Origin of the sequence: Pseudoxanthomonas japonensis, from assembly GCF_043632995.1 — a bacterium.
GTDB classification, from domain to species: Bacteria; Pseudomonadota; Gammaproteobacteria; order Xanthomonadales; family Xanthomonadaceae; genus Pseudoxanthomonas_A; species Pseudoxanthomonas_A japonensis.
Map to the genome: position 1 here is coordinate 2,480,585 of NZ_CP171632.1, position 26,082 is coordinate 2,506,666.

The window sequence follows — 26,082 nt, forward strand, 5'->3', positions numbered from 1 at the left end:
GATTCTACCGGCCGCGATGGGGTGCGAGCGTCACTCGAGGATCGCGCGCACCGCGTCCAATGCTTCCTGCACAAGACCCTCCGGCGCCTTCTCGATCCGTTTGAAGGTACGCGCTCGCGCGTCCACGGTTCGCGTCTGGTCGCACAGGACGATCCCTTGCGTACGCAGCCCCGTGCCCATCAGCGTCACGCTGAATCCGTTCGCACGGGCCGCGTGACCGCCTTGCGTAATGGGAGCCACCAGAAGCAGGCCTGAGGCCTGATTGAAAGCGCTGGCAGACAGCACCAGCACGGGACGGGCGCCGCGGATCTCGCGCCCCTGTGTCGGGTCCAGGCTCAGTTCCAGGATGTCACCGCGTTGTGGGATTCCCTTGCCCATGATGCCCGCTCCTCCTAGAGCGATTCGCGCCCGGCCGGCTCATCCTCAAGCCACGCTTCATCCCTGTTCCATGCGGAGGGCGTGGCGGGACTGGCAGCCAAACGATCCGCGAGCGACCTGCGTGCCGGCGACACCGTCAGGGTGCGGCCTTCCACCATCAACTCCACGATCGAACCTGCCTCGACGGCCAAGGTGCTGGCGATGGCCTTCGGAATGGAGAGGATAATGGAGCCGCCGGACTGGCGGAGGACAGCGGTACAGGACATGACGGCGCCCGATCAAGTTTTACTGCGGTAAAACTACGTTACTCCCCCCTGATCCTGCAAGCAAGCAGCACCTTCCTGATCGCTCCAACGCACATGATTGCTGAGCGACCATCTCCCAACGCGATGCCAGTCGAATCACTCGCCGCTGATCGCGGTGCGGTTATGGCATACCTGCGCCGACCGTCATCCGCACCGGGATGCCGGCAGGGTCGAAGCCGTCCAGGCAGTAGACGTTGATGCCGTAGTAGTTCGGGGTGACGCGCTTGCGGTGGAACGGGTAGATGCCGCAGAGCTTGCAGAAGTGGTGGTGCGCGGTGTGCGTATGGAACTGGTAGTCGGCCAGCGCATCCGCGCCGGCGAGCAGGCGGAATGCGCTTTCGTGCACCTTCACCATCAGCGCGTTCTTCTTGCGGCAGATCGAGCAGTCGCACTGCGTCAGCTCGGGGAAGTCGGTGTCGATCTCGAAGCGGATGGCGCCGCAGTGGCAGCTGCCGGTCCAGGTCTGAAGGGGGCGGCTCATGAGGTCACCACGTTGGCGGGAAGAAAACGCGCGACCTTCTGCTTCAGCAGCCTGATGAGCATGGGATCCATGAAGTCATAGTCATCGGGGATATCCAGGCAGATCACCCGCTTGCCGTTGAGGTGGCGCTTGAACTTCGCGGACAGCCGGCTGCGATGCACCCTCTCCATCACGAACACCGTGTCCGCCCACGTCAGCAGTTCGGGCGATACCGGCACTTCCGCAGCGTTGCCCAAACCGGCCGAGGCCGTCTCCACGCCCGGCCATTCGGCGAACACCTGCTCCGCGGTCGGACTGCGCAGACGGTTCTGGGTGCAGATGAAGAGGAGGTTGCGGGGCATGGCGGCAGTGTGCGGGATCGCGAGGCGGTGGGCCAAGGCCCACCCTACGTGGCGCAGCCGACGGGTACGTAGGGCGGGCTCAAGCCCGCCGTCTCGCCAGGTCAGCGCTGGAAGGAGGTTTGCAGGAACCGCAATGCGGCCACGATCTGGTCCACACGCGCGCCGTCCAACCGACCTATGAGATCACCAAGCCGGTGCTTGTAGAGGGATGACACCTGCGACGCGATCACCACGCTCTGCCTGGCCAACCCGTAAGCTCCCGCGTCCAGCAGGACGACGCCGGGTTCGGAGACACGATGGAGATTGGAGCTGAGGGCACAGACCACGACCGTGCCGATACGCGATCGGCACGACGTCAGCGCAGGATCTTCTCCATCGCCTTCCCCTTTGCCAGTTCGTCCACCAGCTTGTCGAGGTAGCGGATCTTCTGCATCAGTGGATCTTCAACGTCTTCGACACGGACGCCGCAGACCACGCCCTTGATCAACGCTGCGTGCGGATTGAGTTGCGGGGCTTCGGCGAAGAAGGTCTCCAAGTCCTTCTTCGCCCCGATCTGCCGCTCGAGTCCCGCCTGGTCGTAACCGGTCAGCCAGCGGATGACTTCATCGACCTCGGCCTTCGTCCGGCCCTTACTTTCGGCCTTCTGCACGTACAGCGGATACACGCTGGCGAAGGAGGTGGTGAAGATGCGGTGGCCGGTCATCGTCATTCCTACATACACACGCACAGAACGGTGGACAGCAATCGTAGGATGGGTTGAGCCGCAGGCGATACCCATCGCTCTGGCTTGCATGGCATGTGATGGGTATCGCTTCGCTCCACCCATCCTACGGACTATGTTGGCCGGCATGGATACTATAGGTTGGGGTGAGCAAAGCGAACCCCAACACGCGAACTCGATCCGATGACGCGCCTGACCAATGCGTGCGACCTTGGGCTTCGCTGCGCTCACCCCAACCTATGCGCTGTAGGCACGGAAATCGAAGCGCCCAGAACCACCGGAGAATACCCAAGCGACGTACTCGTCGAATAGTTTGACCGGGTCAACGACTTGGCGGATTGCGCCGAAATTCCCATCATGCACGTGGAAAACTCGTTGCGACGAGCTGCGTTCCTGCACGAAAAGAAGGTCGCCGGTATTGTCATCAGCGTCCTGCTCCCGACTATCTAGCACGCAAGCGAACGACTTCCAGACAAGTCCATCTTTGCGTGGCGCCACGTCCTTATCGGCGACCGCTTCGAGGGATACCTTGATTTCGTCAAGTTGCTTTTTACTCCAACGACCAACCTGGTCGGCGCGCAGCCATACATCCAGCTTCGCGGGCAACCCACGGCTCTGATGGGGATTACTCGGAAGTTCGTGGATTACCTCCATGCCCTTCGAATGCCAGTAATACGCTTTCGAGATTTCCGGAGGCAGTGACATGTAGCGAAACCAATACACAATCTTTTCGCCAGCCGAGGCAATCGAGTCGTCACGAAAATTGGCCGAGATACGGAAATAGCGCTCTCCAGAACCGAGAAATGCATCATTTGTCCAAGTCTGTATGCGGCTCTGACCGGTACTCGTTAGCTCACAAACCAGCAATTCTGGATTGAGTGCTATCAGCGCGGCGTGCGCCTTCGGCTGGAGCCTTTCCATAGGCGCAATGATTGCCTCAGGTCCCATCGTTAGCAGAGTCGCGTAGTCGTAGGAGTCGGCGTCTCTCGTTGGATGACGAGCCAACCGCATATGCGGCGACAGTTCGTCGAGCGTCGTGGCGACACGATCAAAGTACAGCTGAATCTGCTGCCTAGTCAGAAACTTCATAGCCTTCCTTGTGCTTCTGATCACTCGGGAGAGACATCCTCGTATTCAGCGCAAACGCCTGCAGGAGGTTTAGCGGAAGCCCTTTCCTGTTGCGATGCCTCTTACATGAGGACGAGGCAGTCGTCGAACCTCACCACCGCGGCGCCTTCGTCAGCGGCGGTGCTTCGTGCTGGCGGTCATAGGCGCGCAGCTCCTCGCGGATGTGCTGGATGCGCTGGCGGCCGAGGGTGTTGCGGCTGTCGTCGAGGACCACGCCGCCCAGCAGTTCGGCCATGCGCTCGACGTTGGGCACCAGCTTCTCCCACGCCTCGAGGGCGGTCATCGGCGCCGGCAGCGTCAGGAAGAACGCGATGGCCGGGGTTTCCAGCGTGCGGATGTTGGCCATGTCGAAACTGCCCGGCTGCATGATGTTGGCCATGCTGAAGACCGGGCCGCGTTCCGGATGCCCTTCCACCAGGCGGTGGAAGACATTCATGTGGCCGAAGGTCAGGCCGGTCTTCTCGGCCGCTACCACGATGTCCTCGCCGCGCAGCACCTGCCCGGCCTTGGCCGCGACGTACAGCGACACGATCTTGTCGAAATCCTGGTTGGGCCGCTTGCCCAGGTCGCTCTCCACGCCGGCGACCGGCGTGCCGCCCGCCAGTCCCAGCTCGGGCTGGCTGACGCGGTGGTCGCTGTAGTCCTGCACCTGCTCGCTGGCGTCGTCGCCCGACAGGCTGGGTTCGACGCGCGCGTTGTCGCGCTCGGTGGTCTCGATGCGGCGGCCCTGGCTGGGCTTCTTGGGACGGCCGAACAGGAAGATCGCCGCCAACAGCAGGACGCCGGCGACGAGGATTCCGATTCGCAGGATGGCCATGTCGGACACAGGGAATTCTCCGGCAAGGTGGAATGTAAGGGGGTGTCAGGCTCAGGCGGCGCCGGCCAGGCGGGCGGCCTCTTCGAGGTCCACCGACACCAGGCGGCTGACACCGGGTTCCCGCATGGTAACGCCACTGAGCTGGTGTGCGGCTTCCATCGTGGCCTTGTTGTGCGACACGAACAGGAACTGCACCTTCTCGCTCATCTCCTTCACCATGTTGGTGAAGCGGCCGACGTTGGCCTCGTCGAGCGGCGCGTCGACTTCGTCCAGCAGGCAGAACGGCGCGGGGTTGAGCTGGAAGATGGCGAACACCAGCGCCACCGCGGTCATCGCCTTCTCGCCGCCGGACAGCAGCGAGATGTTGGACACGCGCTTGCCCGGCGGGCGCGCCATGATGGCCACGCCGGTATCGAGCAGGTCTTCGCCGGTCAGTTCCAGATAGGCGTGGCCGCCGCCGAACAGGCGCGGATACAGCTGCTGCACGCCGGCGTTGACGCGGTCGAAGGTGTCCTTGAAGCGGCCGCGGGTCTCGCGGTCGATCTTGCGGATGGCTTCTTCCAGCGTTTCCAGCGCGGTGGTGAGGTCGACGTGCTGCGCATCCAGGTATTCCGAGCGCTGGCTGGCTTCACCGTACTCGTGGATGGCAGCCAGGTTGACCGGCTCCAGCCGGCGCATGCGGCCGTCGATCTGGGTGACGGCCTGCTCCCACTCGCGGATGTCGGCGACCTCGGGCAGCGTGTTGATGACATCGTCCAGCACGAAGCCGCCGGCGACGACGGCCTCGGACAACTGCTCGGCCTTCAGCGCGAGCGCCTGCTGGTCGAGCTTGCGTTGCGAGATGCGCTCGCGCTGGGCCACCGCCTGTTCGTCGCGCTGCTGGCGGGTCTGTTCGTACTTGCGCAGATCGTTGTCGATGCCTTCCAGCAGCGAGCGCGCCTCGGCCAGCTGGCGGTCGGCAGTGACGCGGTGTTCCAGCGCGGCCTGGCGCTGGGCTTCCAGCTCCTGCACTGGCGAATCGCCTTCGCTCAGCTGCAGGGTGAGTTCTTCCAGGCGTGAATCCAGGTGGCCGCGCTGGCCGCCCATGCGGTCCAGCGCCTGGCTCAGCGAGACGATCTGCGTGCGCTGCGATTCCAGCGTCAGTGCCAGCGCATGCGCGGTATCGCGCGAGGTGCGGGCGGCTTCGCGGGCCTGGTCGCGGGCGTCGACCCGCTGGCGGCGCTCGGCTTCCAGCGCCTGGCGGGCGGATTCGAGGTCGCCCATGCGGGTGACCGCGTCTTCCAGCTTCGTGCGGGCTTCGCGGGCCTGCTCACGGCTGGCGTCGAGCGTTTCGACCAGTTGCGCAAGCTCGCCATCGATGCGTTCCAGGCGGGTACGGGTGGCCTCCACCTTGCCCTGCTGGCTCTGCAGCTGGCCGGCGAGTTCGGAGACGCCGCGGTGCGCCATGTACAGCGTGCGCTGGGCGTCTTCGCGCTGCTGCTCGGCAGCGAGCAACTGGTCGCGCAGGCTGGCCAGGCGTTCTTCCAGTTCGGCTTCGCGCGCCTGCAACGTTTCGATTTCGCCACGCAGCGACTGGATCTCGCGTTCGCGCAGCAGTGCGCCCTGCTTGGCCGCGCCGGAGCGCAGCACGCGCACCCAGCCGGCGCCGAGGCGCTCGCCGTTGCGGGTGATGACGGAATCGCCGTCGCCGAGTTGCGACTGCAGTCGGCGCGCTTCGCCGAGATCCTCGGCCGTGTGCAGCCGGGCCAGCAGGCGACGGATCGCGGCGGGACCCTGCACCTTCGCGGCCAGCGAGGTCGGCGCGAACGCGACGTCGCTGCGGTCGTCCGACACCAGGGCGATGCGTCCGTCGCCCAGTTCGCCCAGCGCATCGACCAGCGCTTCGGGTGCATCGACCAGCACGCCTTCGATCAGCTGGCCGAGCGCGCCTTCGACGGCGTTTTCCCAGCCCGGCTCGACGGTCAGCTTCTCGCCCACGCGCGAGGCGTTGTCCAGGCCGCGCGCCTTCAGCCAGCTCATCGCGGCGCCCTGCTCCTGGCCCAGCGCGGCGTGCTGCAGGGTTTCCAGCGACGACAGGCGACCACGGGCTTCCTGCGCACGCTTGCGCACGTCGGACAGTTCGGTCTGCGTGCCGCGCTGCTGTTCCTGCACGTCGGCGGCGCCCTGCTTGCGCGCCTCGACCTGCTCGGTCAGCGTCTCCAGCGATTCCTTCTGGGTGTCGTGCTGCAGCTGCAGCTGCTCGAACGCGGACGCCAGCGCGTCCAGGTCCAGCCCGGTGCGCTCATTGGCCAGCGCTTCGCGGCGGCGCTCGGCTTCCAGCGACTGGCGGTCGAGATAGTCGACGCGCGTGCGCTCGACGTCGCCAGCGCGCGAGGCCTCGGCGGAGTCGCGGCTGTGGGTTTCCCAGCGCTGCTGCCAGTCGGCCAGTGCGGCCTCCGCCTCGCGCAGCGCATCCTGGCGGAACACATCCTCCTCGCGCAGCTGTTCGAGCTGCGGTTCGGCGTCGGCCACCGATTCGCGCAGGACGTTAAGACGGGTCTCGTCGCCGCTGATGTGCTGGCCCAGTTCCTGCAGTGCGTTGTGCGCCTCGTCGCGCGCCTTTTTCAGGCGATCGGCGAGTTCGCGCTGATGCTGGATCTGCTGTTCGATGCGGGCCAGCGTACTGCCGACCTGGTAAACCTCGCCCTGCGCCTTGTTGAGGCCGTCGGCGGCTTCCTCGCGGCGCACGCGGTCGGTCTCCAGCAGGCGCTCGGCTTCGCGCTGTTCGGCGATCAGCTGTTGCAGCCGGGTCTCTTCCTGCGCCAGCGCCTCGCGCAGGCCCTGCAGTTTGCCGTCCAGGCCGCGGTATTCCAGCGCCTTCCACTCGGCGTCCTTGACCCGGCGCTCTTCCTGCAGGGCCTTGTACTGCTCGGCCTGCTTGGCCTGGCGCTTGAGGTGCTCGAGCTGCTTGCCGATCTCCTCGCGCAGGTCGTTGAGGCGATCGAGGTTCTCGCGGGTGTGGCGGATGCGGGTTTCGGTTTCCTTGCGGCGCTCCTTGTACTTGGAGATGCCGGCGGCCTCCTCCAGGTACACGCGCAGGTCTTCCGGGCGCGCCTCGATGATCTGGCTGATCATGCCCTGCTCGATGATCGAGTAGCTGCGCGGACCCAGGCCGGTGCCGAGGAACAGGTCGGTGATGTCGCGGCGGCGGCACTTGGTGCCGTTGAGGTAGTAGTTGCTCTGGCCGTCGCGGCTGACCAGGCGCCGGACCGAGATTTCGTTGAAGGCGGCGAACTCGCCGCTGATGGTGTGGTCGCTGTTGTCGAAGATCAGCTCGACCGAGGCCTGCGACACCGGCTTGCGCGCGGCGGAGCCGGAGAAGATCACGTCGGTCAGCGAATCGCCGCGCAGGCGGCTGGCCGAACTCTCGCCCATCACCCAGCGCACGGCGTCGATGATGTTCGACTTGCCGCAGCCGTTCGGGCCGACCACGCCGGTCATGTTGGTCGGCAGGTGCAGCACGGTGGGATCGACGAACGACTTGAAGCCGGACAGCTTGATGGTGGAAAGGCGCATGCGACGGTGTCTTCCGGGCACCGCGACCGGACCGGTCCGACGCGCTGCCGCTAGTGTGAAATGGGATCAGCTTCGACTGCCAACGTGTTGATTTAAGGGCAATCAGGCCTGCCATCTGGCACGCCAACGGATGAGTATAGCCGCCCGTGGCACCGTATGCCCGGGCCCGGCGGCGCCGTACGCAGACGGGCTGGCGGCGTACGGCGCGGGCGCGCGCCTGTTAGCATCGCGGGCGGCTTCACCCCCTCCCTCACCTAACAACGGTCCCCACTCCGTGTCTCTTTTTGCATCCGTCGAACTGGTGCCCGGCGACCCCATCCTGGGGCTGACCGAGGCTTACAACGCTGACCCCCGCACCCAGAAGGTCAACCTGGGCGTCGGCATCTATTATGACGAGCAGGGCCGCATTCCCCTGCTCGACTGCGTCCGCCAGGTGGAACAGGCGCTGGCCGCCGCCGGCAAACCGCGCGGTTACCTGCCGATCGACGGCCTGGCCGCCTATGACGCGGCCACCCGCGAGCTGGTGTTCGGCCAAGATTCGGAGCTGGTCGCCGCCGGCCGCGTGGCCACCACCCAGACCGTCGGCGGCAGCGGCGCGCTGCGCGTGGGCGCGGACCTGCTGAAGAAGCTGCTGCCGCACGCCACCATCGCGATCAGCAATCCGAGTTGGGAAAACCACCGTGCGGTGTTCGGCGCGGCCGGTTTCGACATCGTCGACTACACCTATTTCGATGCCGCCACGCATGGCCTGGACTTCGCCGGCATGCTGGCCGACCTGGGCCAGCTGAAGCCGGGCACCGTCGTGCTGCTGCACGCCTGCTGCCACAACCCCACCGGCGCCGACCTGACGGTCGAGCAGTGGACGCAGGTCGCGGCGCTGATGAAGGACCGCGGGCTGTTCCCCTTCATCGACATGGCCTACCAGGGCTTCGACAAGGGCATCGCGGAAGACGGTGCGGCCGTGCGCATCGTCGCCGGGGCCGGCATCGACAGCTTCATCGTCGCCAACTCGTACTCCAAGTCGTTCTCGCTTTATGGCGAGCGCGTCGGCGCACTCTCGGTGGTCGGTCCGGACGCCGCGGCGACCAAGGCCGTGCAGTCGCAGGTCAAGCGCATCATCCGCACCATCTATTCCAGTCCGTCGACACACGGCGCGGCGCTGGTCGCCGGCGTGCTGGCCAGCAGCGAGCTGCGCACGCTGTGGGAAAGCGAACTGGGCGGCATGCGCGAACGCATCCACGCCCTGCGTGCCGGGCTGGTGGACAAGCTGGCCGCCCTCGGCGCACCGGAGTTCGCCTTCATCCAGCAGCAGGCCGGCATGTTCTCGTACTCCGGCCTGAGCAAGGCACAGGTGGACCGGCTGCGTGACGAGTTCGGCATCTACGCCGTCGGCACCGGGCGCATCTGCGTGGCCGCGCTGAACCAGCAGAACCTGGCGTACGTCGCGGAGGCGGTGCGCACGGTCAGCCGCGGCTGATCCGCGTCGCCAGGAGGTACGAAAAGGGAGGCCATGGCCTCCCTTTTTCTTTGCGGTGCCGGGCAGCCTCAGCCCAGGCGCAGGCCGCTGTCCGGGTCGAAGCAGTGCAGCACGGCGTTCTCGACGGTGACGCGCAACCCCTGCCCCGGTTCCGGCAGTACCTGCGGCGGCATGCGCGCCACCAGCGGCTGGCCGACGAAGCGCAGGTTGACGAAGACTTCGTTGCCCACCGGCTCGACCAGGTCGACGTGCGCTTCGAACGCGGCCTTGCCGATGCCCGCCGGCTGCAGGTGCTCCGGCCGGATACCCAGCGCGATGCGCCGTCCCATCCAGCCATCGGGGATGGCGGCATGGCCCAGCGGAATCTGGCCACCGCCATCCAGCGCCAGGTGCATACCTTCCTCCTGGCGCAGCGTGCCATAGAGGACGTTCATCGCGGGACTGCCGAGAAAGCCGGCGACGAACAGGTTGGCCGGCTTCTCGTACAACGCCATCGGCGTGTCGATCTGCTGGATCTCGCCGTCCTTCAGCACCACGATGCGCTGGCCCAGCGTCATCGCTTCGACCTGGTCATGGGTCACGTAGATCATCGTCGCGCCCAGCTGGCGATGCAGGCGACCGATCTCGGTGCGCACGGAATGGCGCAGCTTGGCGTCGAGGTTCGACAGCGGCTCGTCGAGCAGGAACACCGACGGCTCGCGCACCAGCGCCCGGCCCAGCGCCACGCGCTGGCGCTGTCCACCGGACATCTCGCGCGGCAGCTTGCCCAGCATGTGGGTCATGCCCAGCGTTTCCGCGGCCGCGTTGACGCGCTGGTCGATCTCCGCGCGCGCCACGCCGCGCAGCTTCAGGCCGAAGGCAAGGTTCTCGGCCACCGTCATGTGCGGATACAGCGCATAGCTCTGGAACACCATCGCGATGTCGCGATCCTTCGGTGCCACGTCGTTGACCCGACGCTCGCCGATCAGCAGGTTGCCGTCGGTGATCTCTTCCAGCCCCGCGATCATCCGCAGCAGCGTCGACTTGCCGCAGCCCGACGGACCGACCAGCACCATGAGTTCGCCATCGGCGATCTCGAAACTGGCCCCGTGCACGGCCACCTGGCCGTTGTCGTACACCTTGCGCACGCGGTCGAGTTTGACGCTGGCCATCATTGCTCCGGTCGGGCGAGGCCCGTGTGTGTTCGCTGCGGCCCGGCCCTCCCGGGGGCAGGCAGGCCCGTGCGGACGAGCATGCCGCGTCCCGTTCCGTGGCCCGGGCCGCTGCGCTATTCTGCCATGTAACCGTTTTCACGACGCAAGCGTTCCGTGCACCGATACCGCACGGAACGCCCGCACCCGCCATGCCATCCATGCCCTGCCCTACGACCATCCACTCCACCGCGCTCGCGGCCACCTATTCCGGAATGACGCATACGTATACGGATGGCGCATGCGCGTGCGGGCTTGCACGCCGTCGGTGCAGGTGCGCGCTATCATGCGCCGCCCACGCGATGTGGCCCTCTCACTGCAGCACAGGATCGACCAGGCGAATGCAGCGGACACGTTTTGGAAGCCACCCCGCATCGAACAGGCCCGCACCGGACAGGATGTCCGCCGCATGAGCAACGCCGATCGCGTCCTTCTCGCCGACATCGGCGGCACCAATGCGCGCTTCGCGCTGGCCGATACGTCCGCCGCCGTGCCGCTGCTGGACGACAGCGTGCGCGAGTTCGTGGTCGCCGATTTCCCGTCGCTCGCGGACGCCGCACAGCACTACCTGGATGAAACCGGCGCGACGGCGCAGAACGGCGTGTTCGCCGTCGCCGGCCGCGTCGATGGCGACGAAGCGCGCATCACCAACCACCCGTGGGTCATTTCGGTGAACCGCACGCGGCAGGCGCTGGGATTCCAGGGCCTGAAGCTGGTGAACGACTTCGCCGCGCAGGCGATGGCGGTGTCGCTGCTGACGCCGAAGGATGTCGTGGCGATCGGCGGTGCGCAGTGGCGCCCCGCGCCGCTCAGCGAATCGCGTACTTACGCCGTCATCGGCCCGGGCACGGGCCTGGGCGTGGCCGCGCTGATCATCCGCGACGGCCGTGCGTATCCGCTGGAAACCGAAGGCGGCCACGTGAGCTTTCCGCCCGGTACGCCGGAAGAAATCCGCATCCTCGACATCCTGTCGTCGCAGTTCGGACGCGTCTCCAACGAGCGCCTGATCTGCGGCCCCGGCCTGGTGAACCTGTACCGCGCGCTCAGTGAGATCGCCGGCGAGGATCCGGGTGGTCCGATCGAACCGAAGGACGTCACCGCGCGCGCCGCCGCCGGCGATCCGCGCTGCGTGCGCACGCTGGACGTGTTCTGCGCGGTGTTCGGCGCGATCGCCGGCGACCTGGTGCTCACCACCGGCGCCTGGGATGGCGTGTTCCTCACCGGCGGACTGGTGCCGAAACTGCTGACCTCGCTGCAGCATTCGGGCTTCCGACAGCGCTTCGAACACAAGGGCCGCTTCTCGCCCGCGATGGGTCGCGTGCCGACGTTGGCGAACATGCATCCGCGTCCCGGCCTGCTCGGTGCGGCGGCGTACGCGGTCGAACGGTTCGGACCCAAAAGCGCCGCGCACGCCTAGTGTTTTTTGCGCAGATACGCGCTGCAACGCAACACACGAAGCGTCGCAAGCCGTTGACTGGTCTGGCTTTGGTCGCTTTCGCGCCTGCCGCAAAAGCAGTAGAAAGCATCATGCCGTCGCCGTCGTTCACCGCCCTTCCCCTCCACGCGCTGGAGTTGCAGGAAGACCGCGCATCACGGCTCCCATCGCCACGCCATGCAGAATGACAGCGTCTGCAGCCTAGCCCTACGCCCATGAGCCTGCACCCCCGCATCCAGGAAGTCACCGAACGCATCCGCCAGCGCAGCGCCCCGTTGCGCCGCGCCTACCTCGACGGCGTCGACGCCGTCCACCGCGACGGTCCGCAGCGCTCGCGCCTGAGCTGCGGCAATCTCGCTCACGCCTTCGCCGCGTGCGGTCCGACCGACAAGGGCCGGCTGCGCGCCGACGTCACGCCCAATCTCGGCATCATCAACGCGTACAACGACATGCTGTCGGCGCACCAGCCGTTCGAGCATTACCCGGAGATCATCCGCCAGGTCGCGCGCGATCTCGGCGCCACCGCGCAGGTCGCCGGCGGCGTGCCGGCGATGTGCGACGGCGTGACGCAGGGCCGCCCGGGCATGGAGTTGTCGCTGTTCTCGCGCGACGTCATCGCGCAGGCCACGGCGATCTCGCTGAGCCACGACATGTTCGACGCCGCGCTGTACCTCGGCGTCTGCGACAAGATCGTGCCCGGCCTGCTGATGGGTGCACTGGCGTTCGGCCACCTGCCGGCGGTGTTCGTGCCGGCCGGTCCGATGACGCCCGGCATTCCGAACAAGGAAAAGGCCGCGGTACGCGAACGCTACGCCGCCGGCGAAGCCACCCGCGAGGAACTGCTGGAAGCCGAGGCCGCGAGTTACCACGCGGCCGGCACCTGCACGTTCTACGGCACCGCCAATTCCAACCAGGTGCTGCTGGAAGCGATGGGCCTGCAGCTGCCGGGCACGTCGTTCGTCAACCCCGACCAGCCGCTGCGCGATGTGCTGACACGCGCCGCCGCCGAACGTGCCCTCGCCATCACCGCGCTCGGCGACGACTACCGGCCGATCGGTCGCCTGATCGACGAGCGCGCCATTGTCAACGCGATGGCCGCGCTGATGGCCACCGGCGGTTCGACCAACCACACCATCCACTGGATCGCGGTGGCACGCTCGGCCGGCATCGTGCTGACCTGGGACGACATGGACCTGCTGTCGCAGACCGTGCCGTTGCTCGCACGCGTGTATCCGAACGGCGAGGCCGACGTGAACCGCTTCGCCGCGGCCGGCGGCACGCAGTTCGTGTTCCGTGAGTTGCTCGATGCGGGGCTGATGCATGACATCACCACCATCGTGCCCGGCGGCCTGCGCGCGTTCTGCGACGAGCCGCGCCTGCAGGACGGCAAGCTCGCCTATGCGCCCGGCATCGCGCAAAGCGCCGACGAAGACGTCGCACGTCCGGTGTCGCGCGCGTTCGAAGCACAGGGCGGCCTGCGCCTGCTGCGCGGCAACCTCGGCCGTTCGCTGATCAAGACCTCGGCGGTGAAGCCGGAATACCGCTTCATCGAAGCGCCCGCCGTCGTCGTCGACGATCCGCGCGCGCTCAACAAGCTGCATGCCGCCGGTGCGCTGCCGCACGACTTCGTCGCCGTCGTGCGCTACCAGGGACCGCGTGCGAACGGCATGCCGGAGCTGCATTCGCTCGCCCCCCTGCTCGGCCTGCTGCAGAACCAGGGCCGCCGCGTGGCGCTGGTGACCGACGGCCGCCTGTCCGGTGCATCCGGCAAGATTCCCGCCGCCATCCACCTGACCCCGGAAGCCGCGCGTGGCGGTCCGCTGGCGAAGCTGCGCGAGGGCGACATCATCCGCCTCGACGCGGAAGCCGGCACGCTCGAAGCGCTGGTCGATGCGGCCGAGTGGGCGGCGCGAGAAATCGCGCCGAACACCTCACCCTCCGCGCTGGACCTGGGCCGCAACCTGTTCGCGGTGAGCCGCGACGTGGTGACGCCCGCCGACCGCGGTGCGATGTCGATCTCCTGCGGCCTGCCGTACCACGACGGCACCTGGGAATACGATGCCGAGTACGAACTGGGCGACGCCGCGCATGCGGCCGAGGCGCCGCATGAGGCGAAGGATGCGTAATCTGGATGCAGACCTGCTCGGACCTCCCTCCTGTGGGAGCGACGTAAGTCGCGAAGCTTCCACCTGACATCGATCGCGACTCACGTCGCTCCCACAACACGAATTCCGATTGCTCCCATGACCATCGAAGCCCGCCAGCAGAAAGCCGAATCCCTCCTCCGCGCCGCCGGCATCCTGCCGGTCGTCACCGTGCACACGCTCGATGAGGCCCGCAAGGTGTCCGAGGCGCTGCTGAAAGGTGGCCTGCCGGCGATCGAACTGACGCTGCGCACGCCGGTCGCGATGGAAGCGCTGGCGATGCTGAAGAGGGAACTGCCGGACATCGTGATCGGTGCTGGCACGGTGCTGACCACCGAGCAGATGAAGCAGTCCATCGATGCGGGCGCCGACTTCCTGGTCACGCCGGGCACGCCACCTGCGCTGGCGGATGCATTGGCCGCCGCCGACATCCCGGTGGTGCCTGGTGCGGCCACGCCGACCGAACTGCTGGCGCTGATGGCGCGCGGCTTTCGCGTGTGCAAGCTGTTCCCCGCCACCGCCGTCGGCGGCCTGGCGATGCTGAAGGGCCTCGCCGGCCCGATGTCGGAACTGAAGATCTGCCCGACCGGCGGCATCACCGAGGACACGGCGGCCGACTACCTGTCGCAGCCGAACGTGATCTGCATCGGCGGTTCGTGGATGGTGCCGAAGGGCTGGCTCGACAACGGCGAGTGGGACAAGGTCACCGAGAGCTCGGCCAAGGCGGCGGGCATCGTGCAGCGCGTGCGCGGCTGACGTTCTCATGTAGGCGCGACGTCAGTCGCGACCGCGCAAGTGATGCTCCCTTGTGTTGAGGCGCGGCAGAGTCGCTGCCGATCATGGCATCGTGCTCGTTCTGCTGTTGCCGGACTGCAGGACGCTGAGGTTCTACGGTCGCGACTCACGTCGCTCCCACACTGGATCACGCCACGTCAGGTCCAGCGCCAGACTTCGTCGTTTCCGCCCCGCGACGCGACGTAGAGCCGAGCTTGCTCGGCTCATGAAGTAGCGCATACGCGATCCCTGTCATGGAAGCAGCGGAGCAAGCTCCGCTCTACGCAGCGGTCAGCGCGTGCGGATACTGACCTTCGCCGGCAACGTGGTGATGCGCAGCTCGCCGTCCTTCCACTGCGCCGGCTTGCCGTTGATGCGCGTCTCGCCGGGAGCATCCTTGTACGGCCACGGCAACACCAGGCCACCGGGCGGCAACTTCAAACCCGCCTTCGCTTCCAGCACGACCTCGCTGCCGGTCTTGCGCAGCGAATACCCCAACACGCCGTTCGGCGTACGCAGCCCATCGATGGCGATGCCCTCGCCGTCCAGCCACGTCGCCGGCACGCCGGCGGCCAGCACCAGACTGTCATCGAGTTCGCGCGAGTACGCGAACATGTCCAGCGCCGAGCGGACGAAGTCCGACGCTACCCAGGCATGCGGCAGGTCACCGACGAAGAACGGCGTGCGCGGCGTGCGCGAGACCACTTCCGCCCACTGGTTCCAGGGCTGCGGCGCGCGGTCCTTGAAGAAGAAATCGAGCACGTCCCACGCACGCTCGCGCCAACCGAGGCGCACGAACGCCGCCACGTTGCGCCATTCGTACGGTGTGTAGTCCTTCCACTCGCGCTGGCCGTCGCGGCGCTGCACGAACTCGGTCCAGTAGCGCTCGAAGGTGCCGTGCAACAGGTCCGCCGGCAGCTTGCCCTGCTCGCCGCCCGGCGCCAGCGCGATGGTCGTGGAGGTGGGATCGAAGTCGCCGATCTCCGCCGCACCGGGCAGATAGGTGATGCCGTGCAGCTTCGTCGCCGCCTGCAGCGAGGCGTAGAGATCGTCGCGGAACTGGTCGCGCGAGGCGGCCATGCGCTTCGATTCCGCCGTCTGGCCGAGTGCGTCGGCCACCTCCACCGCGTCCTTGTAGCCGCGCAGCGCCCAGAAGTTGTCCCAGTACGAATGCATGGGCTTGGCCGAATAGCCTTCGTGGCTGATCGACGCCGGCATCATGCCGTAGAACGCGGCGTTGACCGCGCGGTTGGCTTCGGTGCGCTCGCTCAGGCGCAGCTCTTCCATGTAGGCGAAGGCGCCCTGCACGTGCGGCCACATCCTCCTCAGGAAGGCCTTGTCGCCGGTATAACGGTAGTACTCGGCGACATTGAAGATCAGCTCGCCATGGCTGTCGTTTTCGGGCACGGGATCGCTGCCGCGGTCGTCGACACAGCACGGCACCTTGCCGTTCTTGAACTGGTATGGGGCGTACCACTCGACGTACTCCTTGACGACCTCGGGGCGCCCGAGGCGCAGCAGGCCTTCGGAGATCATCGCGCCGTCGCGGATCCAGCTGCGCGAGTACGACCGCGTGCCCGGCTGCAGGCGCGGGCCGATACGCGAGATCAGCATGTGCGCGAGCGCCGTGCGCAAGGTATCCGCAACCGCCTGACCCTCGGCCGGAACCTGCAGCTTCATCTCGCCGAGCTTGCCGCGCCACATCGCCGCGGTGGCCTGCTGGTCGCGCGCGGCGTCGATCTTCGCCGGCAGCGCGCCTTCCAGCGGCGCCACCCAGTCGATGTCGCGGCTTTCGCCGGCCGCCAGCGTGATTCGGTACAGCACGGCGGCGGACGCCAGCCCGGTCGACTCGCCAGCCACCTGCACGGCTGTCCCGTCGACGGTGTCGCCCATCGTCGCCAAGCGCTCGCGTATCAGGCCCTCGTCGAAGCGCGACGCCAGCGCCGCATCGGGCGTGGCGAAGCGCAGGCTGGCGCGGCCGTTCACGCTGACCACCCCATCGCGCACCGCCAGATCGTTGATCGGACTGAAGCCGCCGGTCGTATTGAGGAACTGGCTGGGCGGATTGACCTGCCAGGGCTGCACGGCCAGCGCCAGCACGTACTCGCGCGACGTCGTGCCGGTGTTGGTCAAGCGATGTCGCGCGACGACGCGTGAGTCGCCAGGCTTGCCGGCGGCGAACGCGGTGGTCGCCAGCGCAAAGTCGGGGTGTTTCCATGCGACGGTCGGCATCGGCAGATAACGGTCCTGCAGCGATTGCGTTGCCTGCACGTCCGACCAGCCGATCCAGCGCCCATCGACCTGCACGAACGGTTCGACACTGATGCCGCCCTTGGCGATCTCGATGGCGCCGTCTTCGCCGATCAGACCCTGCTCGCGCCCGCCGTCGAGGCCGACGATGGTCCAGTACGGCTGCTCGCCGCTGAAACCGCGCGGGAACCAGCCCTTCGGCGACTCCGCCGCCATCGCCTTGATCAGATCGTTGGGATGCGCGGCGAAGGCCAGCGGCTTCACTTCCAGTTCGGCCAGCGCGAACGAACGTCCTGGACCATCGCCGATGGTCAGCCGCACATAGCGCGCTTCCGATTCCGGCAGCGCGAGATAGTCGTTGCCGCCATTGCCATCGACCACCGTGCGTGCATCGCGCCAGCGAACGCTGTCGTCGGACAGCTGCACGAGATAGTCCGATGCATGCTGCTCCGGCTTCCAGCGCAGCACCAGGCCGCCGAACTCGCGCAGCTTGCCCAGGTCCAGCGTCAACTGCGGATCCTTCTCACCGTGCAGGTCGGCGGACCATGCCGTATCCGCCTTGCCGTCGATAGCCAACGCCGCGGCGCCAGCCGGGAACGCGACGGAGGCACTGGCCCTGCCCGTCAGCGGCGTGCCGTCGTCGACCGGCAACGGCTGGAACGTCAGCTGGTCGAAGCAGACAGAACCCTTGCCGCCCGCGTTATTGTAGACGGTGAACTCAAGCTTCGTGCTTCTGCGCAAGACGCGATCCGGGTCCGGCCCCCACGCCTTGTCGATGTGGCGCTGCTTGTAGCGCACCGGCGTCCACACCGTCGGATACTCATACTTCGGCCGGTTGACCCACCAGACGTTGTCGCCGCTGGCATCGATGACCTTGAATTGCAGGTCGTTGCGGGGCGAGTCGCCGCGCAGTTGGAAACCGAACTGGTAGTTCGCCGGATACTCCATCGGCAGGTCGCGCTGGATAGCGGCATGGCCGGACACACCATTGAAGTCGTAGTCCAGGCACATCGCCTTGCCGTCCACGCCATCGACCACGCGCAGCGCGCCGCTGACCTGGTTGGAGGTGACCACGCGCCAGGTGGACGGGTCATCGAAGCCGTCGAGGACGCGGACGCCGTCCTGTGCGGCGAACGCGGACGTGGCGCACGCAAGCAGTGCGCTGCAGGCCAGTGCAGCCTTGCGGGATGCAACGTCGCTGGGTTCCCGCCTGCGCGGGAATGACGGTTCGATGTTCATGGTGATTCGAGCTCCACGATGATCCGCTCCGGGTCAGCCTTTGACGCTGCCCAGCAACAGGCCCTGGATGTAGTAGCGCTGCAGCACGAGGAAGAGCAGCAGCACCGGCAGGATGGTGACGACCGACCCGGCCATCATCAGTTCGTAGTCCATCACGTGTTCGCGCGACAGGCCCGCCAGCGCGACCGGCAGGGTCTGCAGGGCGTCGTCGCTCAACACGATCAGCGGCCACATGAAATCGTTCCATGCGCCGAGGAAGCTGAAGATCGCCAGCGTCACCAGGATCGGCTTCAGGCCCGGCAGCACGATCTGGAAGAAGATGCGCGCCTCGCTGGCGCCGTCGATGCGCGCGGCCTCCAGCAGTTCGTCCGGGATCGAACGCGCGTACTGGCGCACCAGGAAGATGCCGAAGATCGCCGCCATGCCCGGCACGATGGCACCCGCATAGGTGTTCACCAGGCCCATCTGCTTGAGCAGCAGGAACAGCGGCATCATCGCCACCTGTGCCGGGATCACCAGCGCCGCCAGCAGGGCGCGGAAGGTGCGGTCGCGACCCTTGAAGCGCAGCTTGGCGAAGGCGTAGCCGGCCATGGTGTTGAACAGCAGCGACAGCAGCATGACGCTGGTCGAGACGATGAAGCTGTTGGCCAGGTAGCGGCCCATGCCGGCGCGCACGAACAGCTCGCGGTAGTTGTCCAGCGTGGGCGCGGACGGCAGCAGCGGCGGCGGGAAGTGGCCGGCCTCGCCGGTCTGCATGAAGGACACCGACAGCATCCACAGCAGCGGCCCCAGGCTGACCACGGCGAGCGCGACCAGCAGCGCATTGACGACGATGGCGGCGAGACGCTGGTTCATTCCACGCCCCGCTTGCGCGCGAACCACAGCAGGCCGCTGGTCACGACCGTCATCAGCAGGAACAGCAGGAAGGCCACCGCGGACGCGTTACCGAGGTTCCACCATTTGAAGCCTTCCTCGTACATCAGGTACAGCACGCTCTTGGTGCTCTCGAGCGGACCGCCCTGCGTCATCACGTACGGCTCGGCGAACAACTGGAAGTAGCCGGCCATGGTCAGGATGCCGACCAGCAGCAGCACCGGACCCAACTGTGGCAGCGTCACATGCCGGAACTGCGCCCAGCGCGAAGCACCGTCGATGCGCGCGGCCTCGTACAGGTCTTCCGGAATGCTCTGCAGGCCGGCCAGGAAGATGATCATGTTGTAGCCGAAGTTCTTCCACACCGCGAACAGGATGATGGTCGGCATGGCCCAGGTGGGATCGCCCAGCCAGTCGACCGGATCGATGCCCACCCACGACAGGCCCCAGTTCACCAGGCCGTACTTGGTGTGGAACAGGTAGCGCCAGATCACCGCGACCGCAACGACCGTGGTCACCACCGGTGCGAAGAACGCGGTGCGGAAGAAGCCCTTGAAGCGGCCGAGCTTCGAATGCAGCAGCAGCGCTGCGCCCAGCGACAGCGCCACCGACAGCGGCACGCCGACCACGACGAAGTACACCGTGTTGCCCAGCGACTTCCAGAACATCGGGTTCTGCAGCAGTCCGATGTAGTTGTCGAAGCCGACGAAACGCAGGTTGCCGATGTCGGCCAGCGCGTAGATGTCGAAATCGGTGAGGCTCAGCGCCAGCGCGGCCAGCACGGGCAGTCCGAAGAACACCACGATGACCGTCAGCGCGGGCGCGGCGAACAGCCAGCCGGCGAGCGAATGCTTCGACCTCATGGCGCGGCTCCCGGCTTGGCCGCCTGGTCCAGCATCCAACGACGCTTTTCCAGGATGCGGTCGGCGCGGCGATCCAGTTCCTCGGCCGCCTGGTCGACCGTCAGCCGGCCATTGGCGACCTGCTCGCCGACCAGCCGCATTTCGGTCGCGATGCGCTCCCACTCCGGCACCTTCGGCGTGGAGACCGCGCGTTCCAACTGCTCGCGGAATGCCTTGGCATACGGATCGTTCGCCAGCGCGGGCGTCTGCCACGGCGAGCGTCGCGGCGGCAGGTCACCGGTCAGCGCATGGAATTCGGTCTGCACGGCAGGCGACGAGAGCCAGGCGATCAGTGTCCAGGCGGCGTCCTTGTTCGGCGAGTCCTTGAACACCACGAAGCTGGTGCCGTTGGCCAGCGAAGCACCGGCGCCGTTCGGGCCGGGCAGCGGCATGGTCATCCAGTCCTTCTGTTGCGCGGCCGGCAGGCGCTCCTTGAACTTGGCGATGTTCCAGGGACCGGAGATGTAAAACGAATAGAAGCCCTTGCCGAACTCGTCCCACACATTGGAGATCTGGTTGTTGGTGACAACCGGCGCCCACTGCTGGTCGAACATTTCCTTGTAGAACCCCAGCGATCTCTTGAATCCGTCGCTGCGGAAATTGCCGTAGCGCCCGTCTTCGCGCAGCAGCGGCTCGGGCTGCTGGATGGCCAGGCTCAGCAGCGGTTCGAATTCGTTGAGCGGCAGCAGGATCGAATAGTTGCCCTGCCCCGCGACGCGCTTCACCTCGCGCATCGCGACGCGCCATTCGTCCCAGCTGACCGGCAAGGTCTTCACGCCGGCCTTGGCGAGCATGTCGCGGCGGTAGAACGGCAGGCGCGTTTCGACGTACCACGGCACTGCGTAGGTGCGGCCCTCGATCATGCCGGTATCCCACACGCCGGGGAAAAAATCCGCCGGGTCGAAGCCCGGCGTGGCCGCGATCTCGTCGTCCAGCGGTTCGAGCGCGCCGAGGGCTGCGAACTCGGGAATCCACGTGTTCCCGATCGGGCTGACGTCGGGCAGCGACTCGCCCGCGAAGGCGGTCAGCAGCTTCTCGTGCGCGGACAGCCACGGCACGATCTGCAGGTCCACGCGGATGCCGGGATGCTGGCGCTCGAACTCGGGCAACAGCTTCGCGACGATCTCGCCTTCGTAGCCCATTACCCAGAACCGCACCACGGTGCGTTCGTCCTGCGTGCGCGCGCAGCCCGCCACGAGCGCAAGCGCGAGGATCAGGGTCGCAAGGAAACAGCAGCGCACCAGGGCCCTCCTTCCACCGGAGAAGACCCTGATGCGTGCCGGAGAGACCCTTGCTGGCGCACGCCGATCCATGCGGACAGCTTACTCGGGCTGCTGCGGTCGCGTCGCCTCGGGCTGCGAAGCCTGGTTGGCGCGCGACTCCGCGGTACCCAGCGCGCGCGCGGCAGCGGCATCGAGATCCGGAGGCGCGGTGGGCGCTGTCGCATTGCCTGCGGAAGACGACTGCCCCGCCTTCGCATCCAGCCAACCGCCCTGGAAGCCGGCCTTCTTCAGGCCATCGCGGATGTACGGATTCTTCTTCATCACGCTCCAGACGAAGTCGTTCCGGTAGTTCGCGATCATCGCCAGGATCGGGCCCTGGTCGATGCCGATGTAGTCGCTGGCCACCCAGCCCTTGCCCGGCACGATGCGGCCGGTCTTCAGCGGAATGTCGTAGTCAAAGCTGGGATTGAACGAATCGAGGAAGCCGTAGCTCGAGTACAGGTAGTCGCCATAGCGGCGGTGCATCTCTTCCGTCGCGGGAATGACGATCTCCGGCGCGAACGGCAGCGACGCGATGGCGGCCGTCGGCGCGATGGTGCCGTCGTCGAAGTTCTCGCGGAAGCCGGCACCGCGCGCGGAGTAGTGGCGGAACGGGCGCTGTTCGCCGCGGTACTCCTGCAGGGTCTGCTGCGGGCCGTCGGAGGCGGTCAGGCCCCACACGTTCTCGCCGTAGTCCTTCCACTTCATCGGGTTCTCTGTCGCGTAGGCGCGCTGCGCGTACGTGGCACGACGGCTGTTCTCGAAATAGTCCATGCCGCGTTCGCGCATGTACGCGTCCTGGATGCCGCGGAAGTCGATCCAGACGTGGCTGTACTGGTGACCGAAGTGCGGCGCGAAGGTCAGATATTCCTGTCCCTGGAACACGCCCCACAGCTCGCTGTAGCTGCGGGTCCAGACTTCCCACGCGTCCTGGCCCACGGGATGCGTCGGCGAAGCCATCGCCAGGATGTACACCATCATGGCTTCGTTGTAGCCCTTCCAGTCGTGCGGGATGGTGCCGCTCTCGGGGAACCAGCCCATCGAGATCAGCGGCTTGTTCTGCTGCAGGAAGGTCCAGTCGACGCGCTTGTAGATGGTGTCGGCGATCCAGCGGATCTCCCTCTCTCGCGGATCGTCGCGGTCGTAGTACGACTGGGCGAACAGCACGCCCATCAGCAACAGCGACGTGTCCACGCTGGACAGTTCCACCCAGGTGTTGAAGCGCTGCCCGGTGTTCATGTCGAGGAAGTGGTAGTAGAAGCCCTTGTGGCCGCCCTTGCCTTCCTTCTGCGGGCCCTGCGGGATGTCGCGCAGGAACTTCAGCGTGGTCAGCGTGCGATCGACGGCCTGCGTTCGGCTGACCCAACCGTTCTCGATGCCGATGGGATACGCGGTGAGCGCGTAGCCGATGGAGGCGATGCTGGCGAACGGACGCGAGGGGTAGCGGTCCGGCGTCATGCCGTTCGTTTCGTTGGTGGTATCCCAGAAGAACTGGAACGTGCGGCGCTCGATGTCGCGGAACAGCGGCGGCAGCTCCGGCTTCGCCGGCGGCTCCGGCTTGGCGGCGACGGCCGGTGCCGCGGGTTTAGAGGCGACAGGTGCCGCTTTCTCTTCCGGCGCCTTCTGGCAACCGGCGATCAACAGAGTCAGCGCAACGCCGATGAACCAGGACGCGCGCGAGGCCGGGGTGATCTTGTTCAAAACGTTTTCCCGTTGTAACCGATTACAGAGGTGCTTCAAATAAACCCGCCGGTCAGACGGCGCCGGAAGGCGCCGCCTGAGGGCGGGTGAGTATTACCAGTCGAGGCCGAAAGACAGCTTGACCGTGCGGGTCGGGAACAACTGCTCGTTCGTCCTGGGAGCGCCGTCACCGGGCGCACGGAACCAGCGCGGGTAGTTGTAGTTGACCCAATTGAAGGCATTCAGGACGTCCAGACGCACCTTGAAGCCCAGATCCGTGCCGGTATCCCAACGCTTCTCGAGCGCCATGTCGAATGACTTGTAGCCGATAGTCGTATCCGGCTCGACCTGGTCCTGCTCATCGCAGATATCCCAGCCTGACGAGCAGTTGGTGCCGTACCACGGCGCCGGCGTCGCTAGTGTCAGCTTGCCGGATGCAGTGACGCCCCAACCGACATCACCGATGCCCGTCAGCACCAGGCGATGCTTGGATACGCCGCCCGCGTTGCTCCAGCCATAGCCGGCCAAGGTCGGATAGTGAAGCGCATAGTGTTCGCCGAACTCTCGGTTCTCCTCGGCATCGGTATACGTGTACGCCAACGTCGTTCCCCAGCGCGAACTCTGCGTGTAGGGCTTCTCCAAACTGACCAGCAACGAACTGGCCTTGGTCTCCAGGCCGTTGGAACCCAAAATCAGGCTGCCGTTGCCCGGAACGCCCGCTCCCCACGGAATGCTCAGCGTATTCGGGTTGTGGAAGCTGCCATCCGGGTTCCGGTTACCCAGCGAGAACACGAACCCGTCCTTGCTGACCACGCGTGTCACCGCAACGGAAGAGTTCCACTGGTTGCCCCAGAGATCGAATACGTTTCGGATGCCAATGCTGAACTGATCCGAGTACGGGGCTTTCAGGTCGTTACGCAGCATGGTGATCTCGCGACCAGGTGCTGCGGTGGCCAAGGCAGCCAAGGCGCCTGGTTGCAGATAGGCAGGATCCCATGCCAAGCAGTTCCCGACGCCCACGGCGCAAGGATGAGCCGGCGTATTGAAGGTCAGCTCGTTTTCCGGGAAAGAATGCTTGTTGCGCTCAAGCGACAGCCAATCGAACAGGTTGCGATCGTAGGAGCGACCTGCACCACCAAAAATCACATGTCGCTGGTCTCCACTCAGGTCGTAGGAAAAACCGAGCCGAGGCTGCCAAGCGTTCTTGAAGTTGTCGCGACTGGATCCATTGCTGACGTAATCGGACAGATTGATGCCGCCAAGCGCGAGGGTCTGGGCATAGGTCTGCGTGCCGTTTCCGCGAGGATCGACGGCATTCAACGCCGCGAGGGTCGCGGCAGGCGTGACGTAGTCCGTGTACGACGGGTTCTCTTCATAGTCCCAGCGCAGGCCGAGGTTCAACAGCAATCTATCGGTGACCTGCCAATCGTCCTGGAGGTAGATGCCGAACTGCTTGGCCTCCGTCTGCAGGCTGCCATCACCTATGCCCGCGAACGCTCCGCCGAAGGTGACGTGGTAAGGAATGTCCAGCTCGCCTGCCGCCAGGTCGTAGTGGAATTGCGGGTTGAAGAACGCGCGCTCGGTGACATCCAGGTCGACCTGCTTGTACTTGACGCCCATCTTAAGCGTGTGGTTCTGCCAACCACTGAACGTCAGGTCATTCTGCAACGCGATACCCTTCTGCCCCTTGTCCTGGTAGTCCGCACCGGAACCTGCCTGCAGAACCGTGTCACGCCAGTTGCCACCGTCAACCAGCACATAGCCGGGGCCGATGCTGCGCGGACGCGGACCCCATGTCGTCTTCTCATAGGTCAGGTGCGCATCGTTGAGCCAATCGCCCCACGTGAGCTGGTAGCGCAGATCGATGCGGTCGTCGGTATTGTCGCGATCCGTACCGTGCTCGAAGCTGTTTGAGCCACCCGCGGCAATCTCGGCAACTTCGTCCCGTCGCTTCGCCGTCAGCTCGACCAGGTGATTGTCGCCTGCCTGCCAGCTGAGCTTGCCGAAATACAGGTCTTCCTGGAACGCTTGGCTACCCGGCAGCAGAAGATCCTGGAACTGCGCAGGAATCATGGCAGGCGAGTAGTTGCGGCCCGGCGTCATGGTGTAGGGACGCATCTGCTCCTTCGACTCGTAGGTGAAGAAGAAGTGCAGGCGATCCTTCAGGATCGGGCCGCCCAACGCCATGCCGTAATGCTCTTCCTTGTAATCCACCACAGGAACACCGTTCTTCTCGCCCAACGTGCGTGCGCGCCAATCGTTGGTATAACGATCCCAGAAGAAGTTGCCCTTGAACTCGTTGGTACCGCTCTTCGTGACGGCCACCACGGCCGCACTGCTGATCTGGTCGAACTCCGCCTTGTAGTTCGAGGTGATGACCTTGTACTCGCCGATGGCAAGCTGCGGAAAGGGATTGCCGGCCGACGTGTCCTGACCACTGACACCGCCCTTCAACACGTAGTTTTTCTGGCCAACGCCGTCAATGAAGACGTTGATGTTGTTCGCGCTTTGTGCGCCGCCACGGAGACTTGTAAAACCGTTGTTGTCCTGCGAGAACTGCATGCCAGGGACGGTGTCCGCGAAGGCAAGGAAGTTACGCGTTCCTTGCGGCAGCGCCTCGATCTGCTTGTTAGATACGTAAGTTGCGACTTCCGACGTCGTGGTCTCCACCAGCACCGGCGCGGTGACGCGCACGGTGTCGAGCGTGGTCGCATCGCCGGTCGGTGCGGACACCGGGGGCGCTTCCTGCAGGTTCAACGTAGCGGTCTGGCCCACGGCCAGCGTCACCGCGCGGCTGCTGGTCTGTCCGCCGGCATTCACTTCGATCCGGTACGTACCCGGCGGCAGGCCACCGATGTTGTAGTTGCCGTTCGCAGCCTTCGTGGTGCGGGTGAGGCCGGTGTCCACGTTGGTCACGGTGACAGTGGAATCGGCGGTCACCGCGCCTCGCAGCGTGGCGGACGTGGACTGCGCCATCACGTGCGGTGCGGCCATGGCCAGGCAGCTGGCCAGGGCGCATGACAGTAACTTGCGATTGGGACGGAACATGGTGCGGTTGCGCTGTTTCATTGGCTCTCCCTCCAAAGATGGATGTGTTGCTTGTCGGCTTGGTGCCGCTTGTAATCGATTA

General features: G+C 65.9%; 20 protein-coding genes. 4 read left to right on the forward strand and 16 right to left on the reverse strand.

Annotated elements, in window-relative coordinates:
• Positions 1-30 precede the first annotated feature (30 nt).
• The 9 genes from ACGHX3_RS11380 to smc form a co-directional block, all read right to left on the reverse strand.
• Positions 31-378, reverse strand: coding sequence for a type II toxin-antitoxin system PemK/MazF family toxin (locus ACGHX3_RS11380; RefSeq protein ID WP_213602492.1), 348 nt, complete (start codon positions 376-378; stop codon positions 31-33).
• 14 nt (positions 379-392) lie between these two features.
• Complete coding sequence (locus tag ACGHX3_RS11385) at positions 393-644, reverse strand: AbrB/MazE/SpoVT family DNA-binding domain-containing protein (protein WP_213602494.1); 252 nt, start codon at positions 642-644, stop codon at positions 393-395.
• A 160-nt stretch (positions 645-804) separates the two neighbouring features.
• Positions 805-1,164 (reverse strand): GFA family protein, encoded by a 360-nt coding sequence (locus tag ACGHX3_RS11390; protein ID WP_394695017.1) that lies wholly within the window; start codon positions 1,162-1,164, stop codon positions 805-807.
• Positions 1,161-1,505 carry a low molecular weight protein tyrosine phosphatase family protein gene (locus tag ACGHX3_RS11395; RefSeq protein ID WP_394695018.1) on the reverse strand — a complete coding sequence of 115 codons (345 nt, stop codon included), beginning with the start codon at positions 1,503-1,505 and terminating at the stop codon, positions 1,161-1,163. Before ACGHX3_RS11395 ends, ACGHX3_RS11390 begins: the two co-directional genes overlap by 4 nt.
• Positions 1,506-1,606: 101 nt before the next feature.
• On the reverse strand, positions 1,607-1,831 hold the full coding sequence (locus ACGHX3_RS11400; RefSeq protein WP_394695019.1) for a type II toxin-antitoxin system PemK/MazF family toxin: 225 nt from the start codon (positions 1,829-1,831) through the stop codon (positions 1,607-1,609).
• Positions 1,832-1,860: 29 nt separating this feature from the next.
• Complete coding sequence (locus ACGHX3_RS11405; protein WP_394695020.1) at positions 1,861-2,208, reverse strand: DUF2200 domain-containing protein; 348 nt, start codon at positions 2,206-2,208, stop codon at positions 1,861-1,863.
• A gap of 255 nt (positions 2,209-2,463) precedes the next feature.
• Positions 2,464-3,315 (reverse strand): hypothetical protein, encoded by an 852-nt coding sequence (locus ACGHX3_RS11410; RefSeq protein ID WP_394695021.1) that lies wholly within the window; start codon positions 3,313-3,315, stop codon positions 2,464-2,466.
• 130 nt (positions 3,316-3,445) lie between these two features.
• The gene (zipA, locus tag ACGHX3_RS11415; protein ID WP_394695022.1) at positions 3,446-4,180 is read right to left on the reverse strand and encodes a cell division protein ZipA; all 735 of its coding nucleotides are present in this window, start codon (positions 4,178-4,180) and stop codon (positions 3,446-3,448) included.
• A gap of 42 nt (positions 4,181-4,222) precedes the next feature.
• Positions 4,223-7,726, reverse strand: a complete 3,504-nt coding sequence (gene smc, locus ACGHX3_RS11420; protein ID WP_394695023.1) for a chromosome segregation protein SMC — start codon at positions 7,724-7,726, stop codon at positions 4,223-4,225.
• Positions 7,727-8,000: 274 nt separating this feature from the next.
• Between smc and ACGHX3_RS11425 the strand changes: the two genes are divergently transcribed.
• Complete coding sequence (locus tag ACGHX3_RS11425; protein WP_394695024.1) at positions 8,001-9,203, forward strand: aromatic amino acid transaminase; 1,203 nt, start codon at positions 8,001-8,003, stop codon at positions 9,201-9,203.
• Between the two features lie 68 nt (positions 9,204-9,271).
• Here ACGHX3_RS11425 and ACGHX3_RS11430 read toward each other — a convergent pair whose 3' ends face one another.
• Positions 9,272-10,354 carry an ABC transporter ATP-binding protein gene (locus ACGHX3_RS11430; RefSeq protein WP_394695025.1) on the reverse strand — a complete coding sequence of 361 codons (1,083 nt, stop codon included), beginning with the start codon at positions 10,352-10,354 and terminating at the stop codon, positions 9,272-9,274.
• Positions 10,355-10,802: 448 nt separating this feature from the next.
• On the opposite strand from ACGHX3_RS11430, the gene glk reads away from it, so the two are divergent.
• The 3 genes from glk to ACGHX3_RS11445 all read left to right on the forward strand — a co-directional run bounded on the left by glk (position 10,803) and on the right by ACGHX3_RS11445 (position 14,728).
• The gene (gene glk, locus ACGHX3_RS11435; protein WP_162337269.1) at positions 10,803-11,810 is read left to right on the forward strand and encodes a glucokinase; all 1,008 of its coding nucleotides are present in this window, start codon (positions 10,803-10,805) and stop codon (positions 11,808-11,810) included.
• Positions 11,811-12,043: 233 nt separating this feature from the next.
• Complete coding sequence (gene edd, locus ACGHX3_RS11440; protein ID WP_394695026.1) at positions 12,044-13,954, forward strand: phosphogluconate dehydratase; 1,911 nt, start codon at positions 12,044-12,046, stop codon at positions 13,952-13,954.
• 117 nt (positions 13,955-14,071) lie between these two features.
• Positions 14,072-14,728 carry a bifunctional 4-hydroxy-2-oxoglutarate aldolase/2-dehydro-3-deoxy-phosphogluconate aldolase gene (locus ACGHX3_RS11445; protein WP_394695027.1) on the forward strand — a complete coding sequence of 219 codons (657 nt, stop codon included), beginning with the start codon at positions 14,072-14,074 and terminating at the stop codon, positions 14,726-14,728.
• 309 nt (positions 14,729-15,037) lie between these two features.
• Here the strand turns inward: ACGHX3_RS11445 and ACGHX3_RS11450 are convergent, their stop codons facing one another.
• The 6 genes from ACGHX3_RS11450 to ACGHX3_RS11475 all read right to left on the reverse strand — a co-directional run bounded on the left by ACGHX3_RS11450 (position 15,038) and on the right by ACGHX3_RS11475 (position 26,021).
• Positions 15,038-18,235, reverse strand: coding sequence for a discoidin domain-containing protein (locus tag ACGHX3_RS11450; protein WP_394695028.1), 3,198 nt, complete (start codon positions 18,233-18,235; stop codon positions 15,038-15,040).
• 33 nt (positions 18,236-18,268) lie between these two features.
• On the reverse strand, positions 18,269-19,090 hold the full coding sequence (locus ACGHX3_RS11455; RefSeq protein ID WP_213602526.1) for a carbohydrate ABC transporter permease: 822 nt from the start codon (positions 19,088-19,090) through the stop codon (positions 18,269-18,271).
• On the reverse strand, positions 19,087-19,971 hold the full coding sequence (locus ACGHX3_RS11460; protein ID WP_394695029.1) for a carbohydrate ABC transporter permease: 885 nt from the start codon (positions 19,969-19,971) through the stop codon (positions 19,087-19,089). Before ACGHX3_RS11460 ends, ACGHX3_RS11455 begins: the two co-directional genes overlap by 4 nt.
• On the reverse strand, positions 19,968-21,251 hold the full coding sequence (locus ACGHX3_RS11465; RefSeq protein ID WP_394695030.1) for a sugar ABC transporter substrate-binding protein: 1,284 nt from the start codon (positions 21,249-21,251) through the stop codon (positions 19,968-19,970). The genes ACGHX3_RS11460 and ACGHX3_RS11465 overlap by 4 nt, the downstream gene beginning before the upstream one ends.
• An 81-nt stretch (positions 21,252-21,332) precedes the next feature.
• The gene (locus ACGHX3_RS11470; protein ID WP_394695031.1) at positions 21,333-22,973 is read right to left on the reverse strand and encodes a glucoamylase family protein; all 1,641 of its coding nucleotides are present in this window, start codon (positions 22,971-22,973) and stop codon (positions 21,333-21,335) included.
• Positions 22,974-23,066: 93 nt separating this feature from the next.
• Positions 23,067-26,021, reverse strand: coding sequence for a TonB-dependent receptor domain-containing protein (locus ACGHX3_RS11475; protein WP_394695032.1), 2,955 nt, complete (start codon positions 26,019-26,021; stop codon positions 23,067-23,069).
• Between the last annotated feature and the right edge of the window lie 61 nt (positions 26,022-26,082).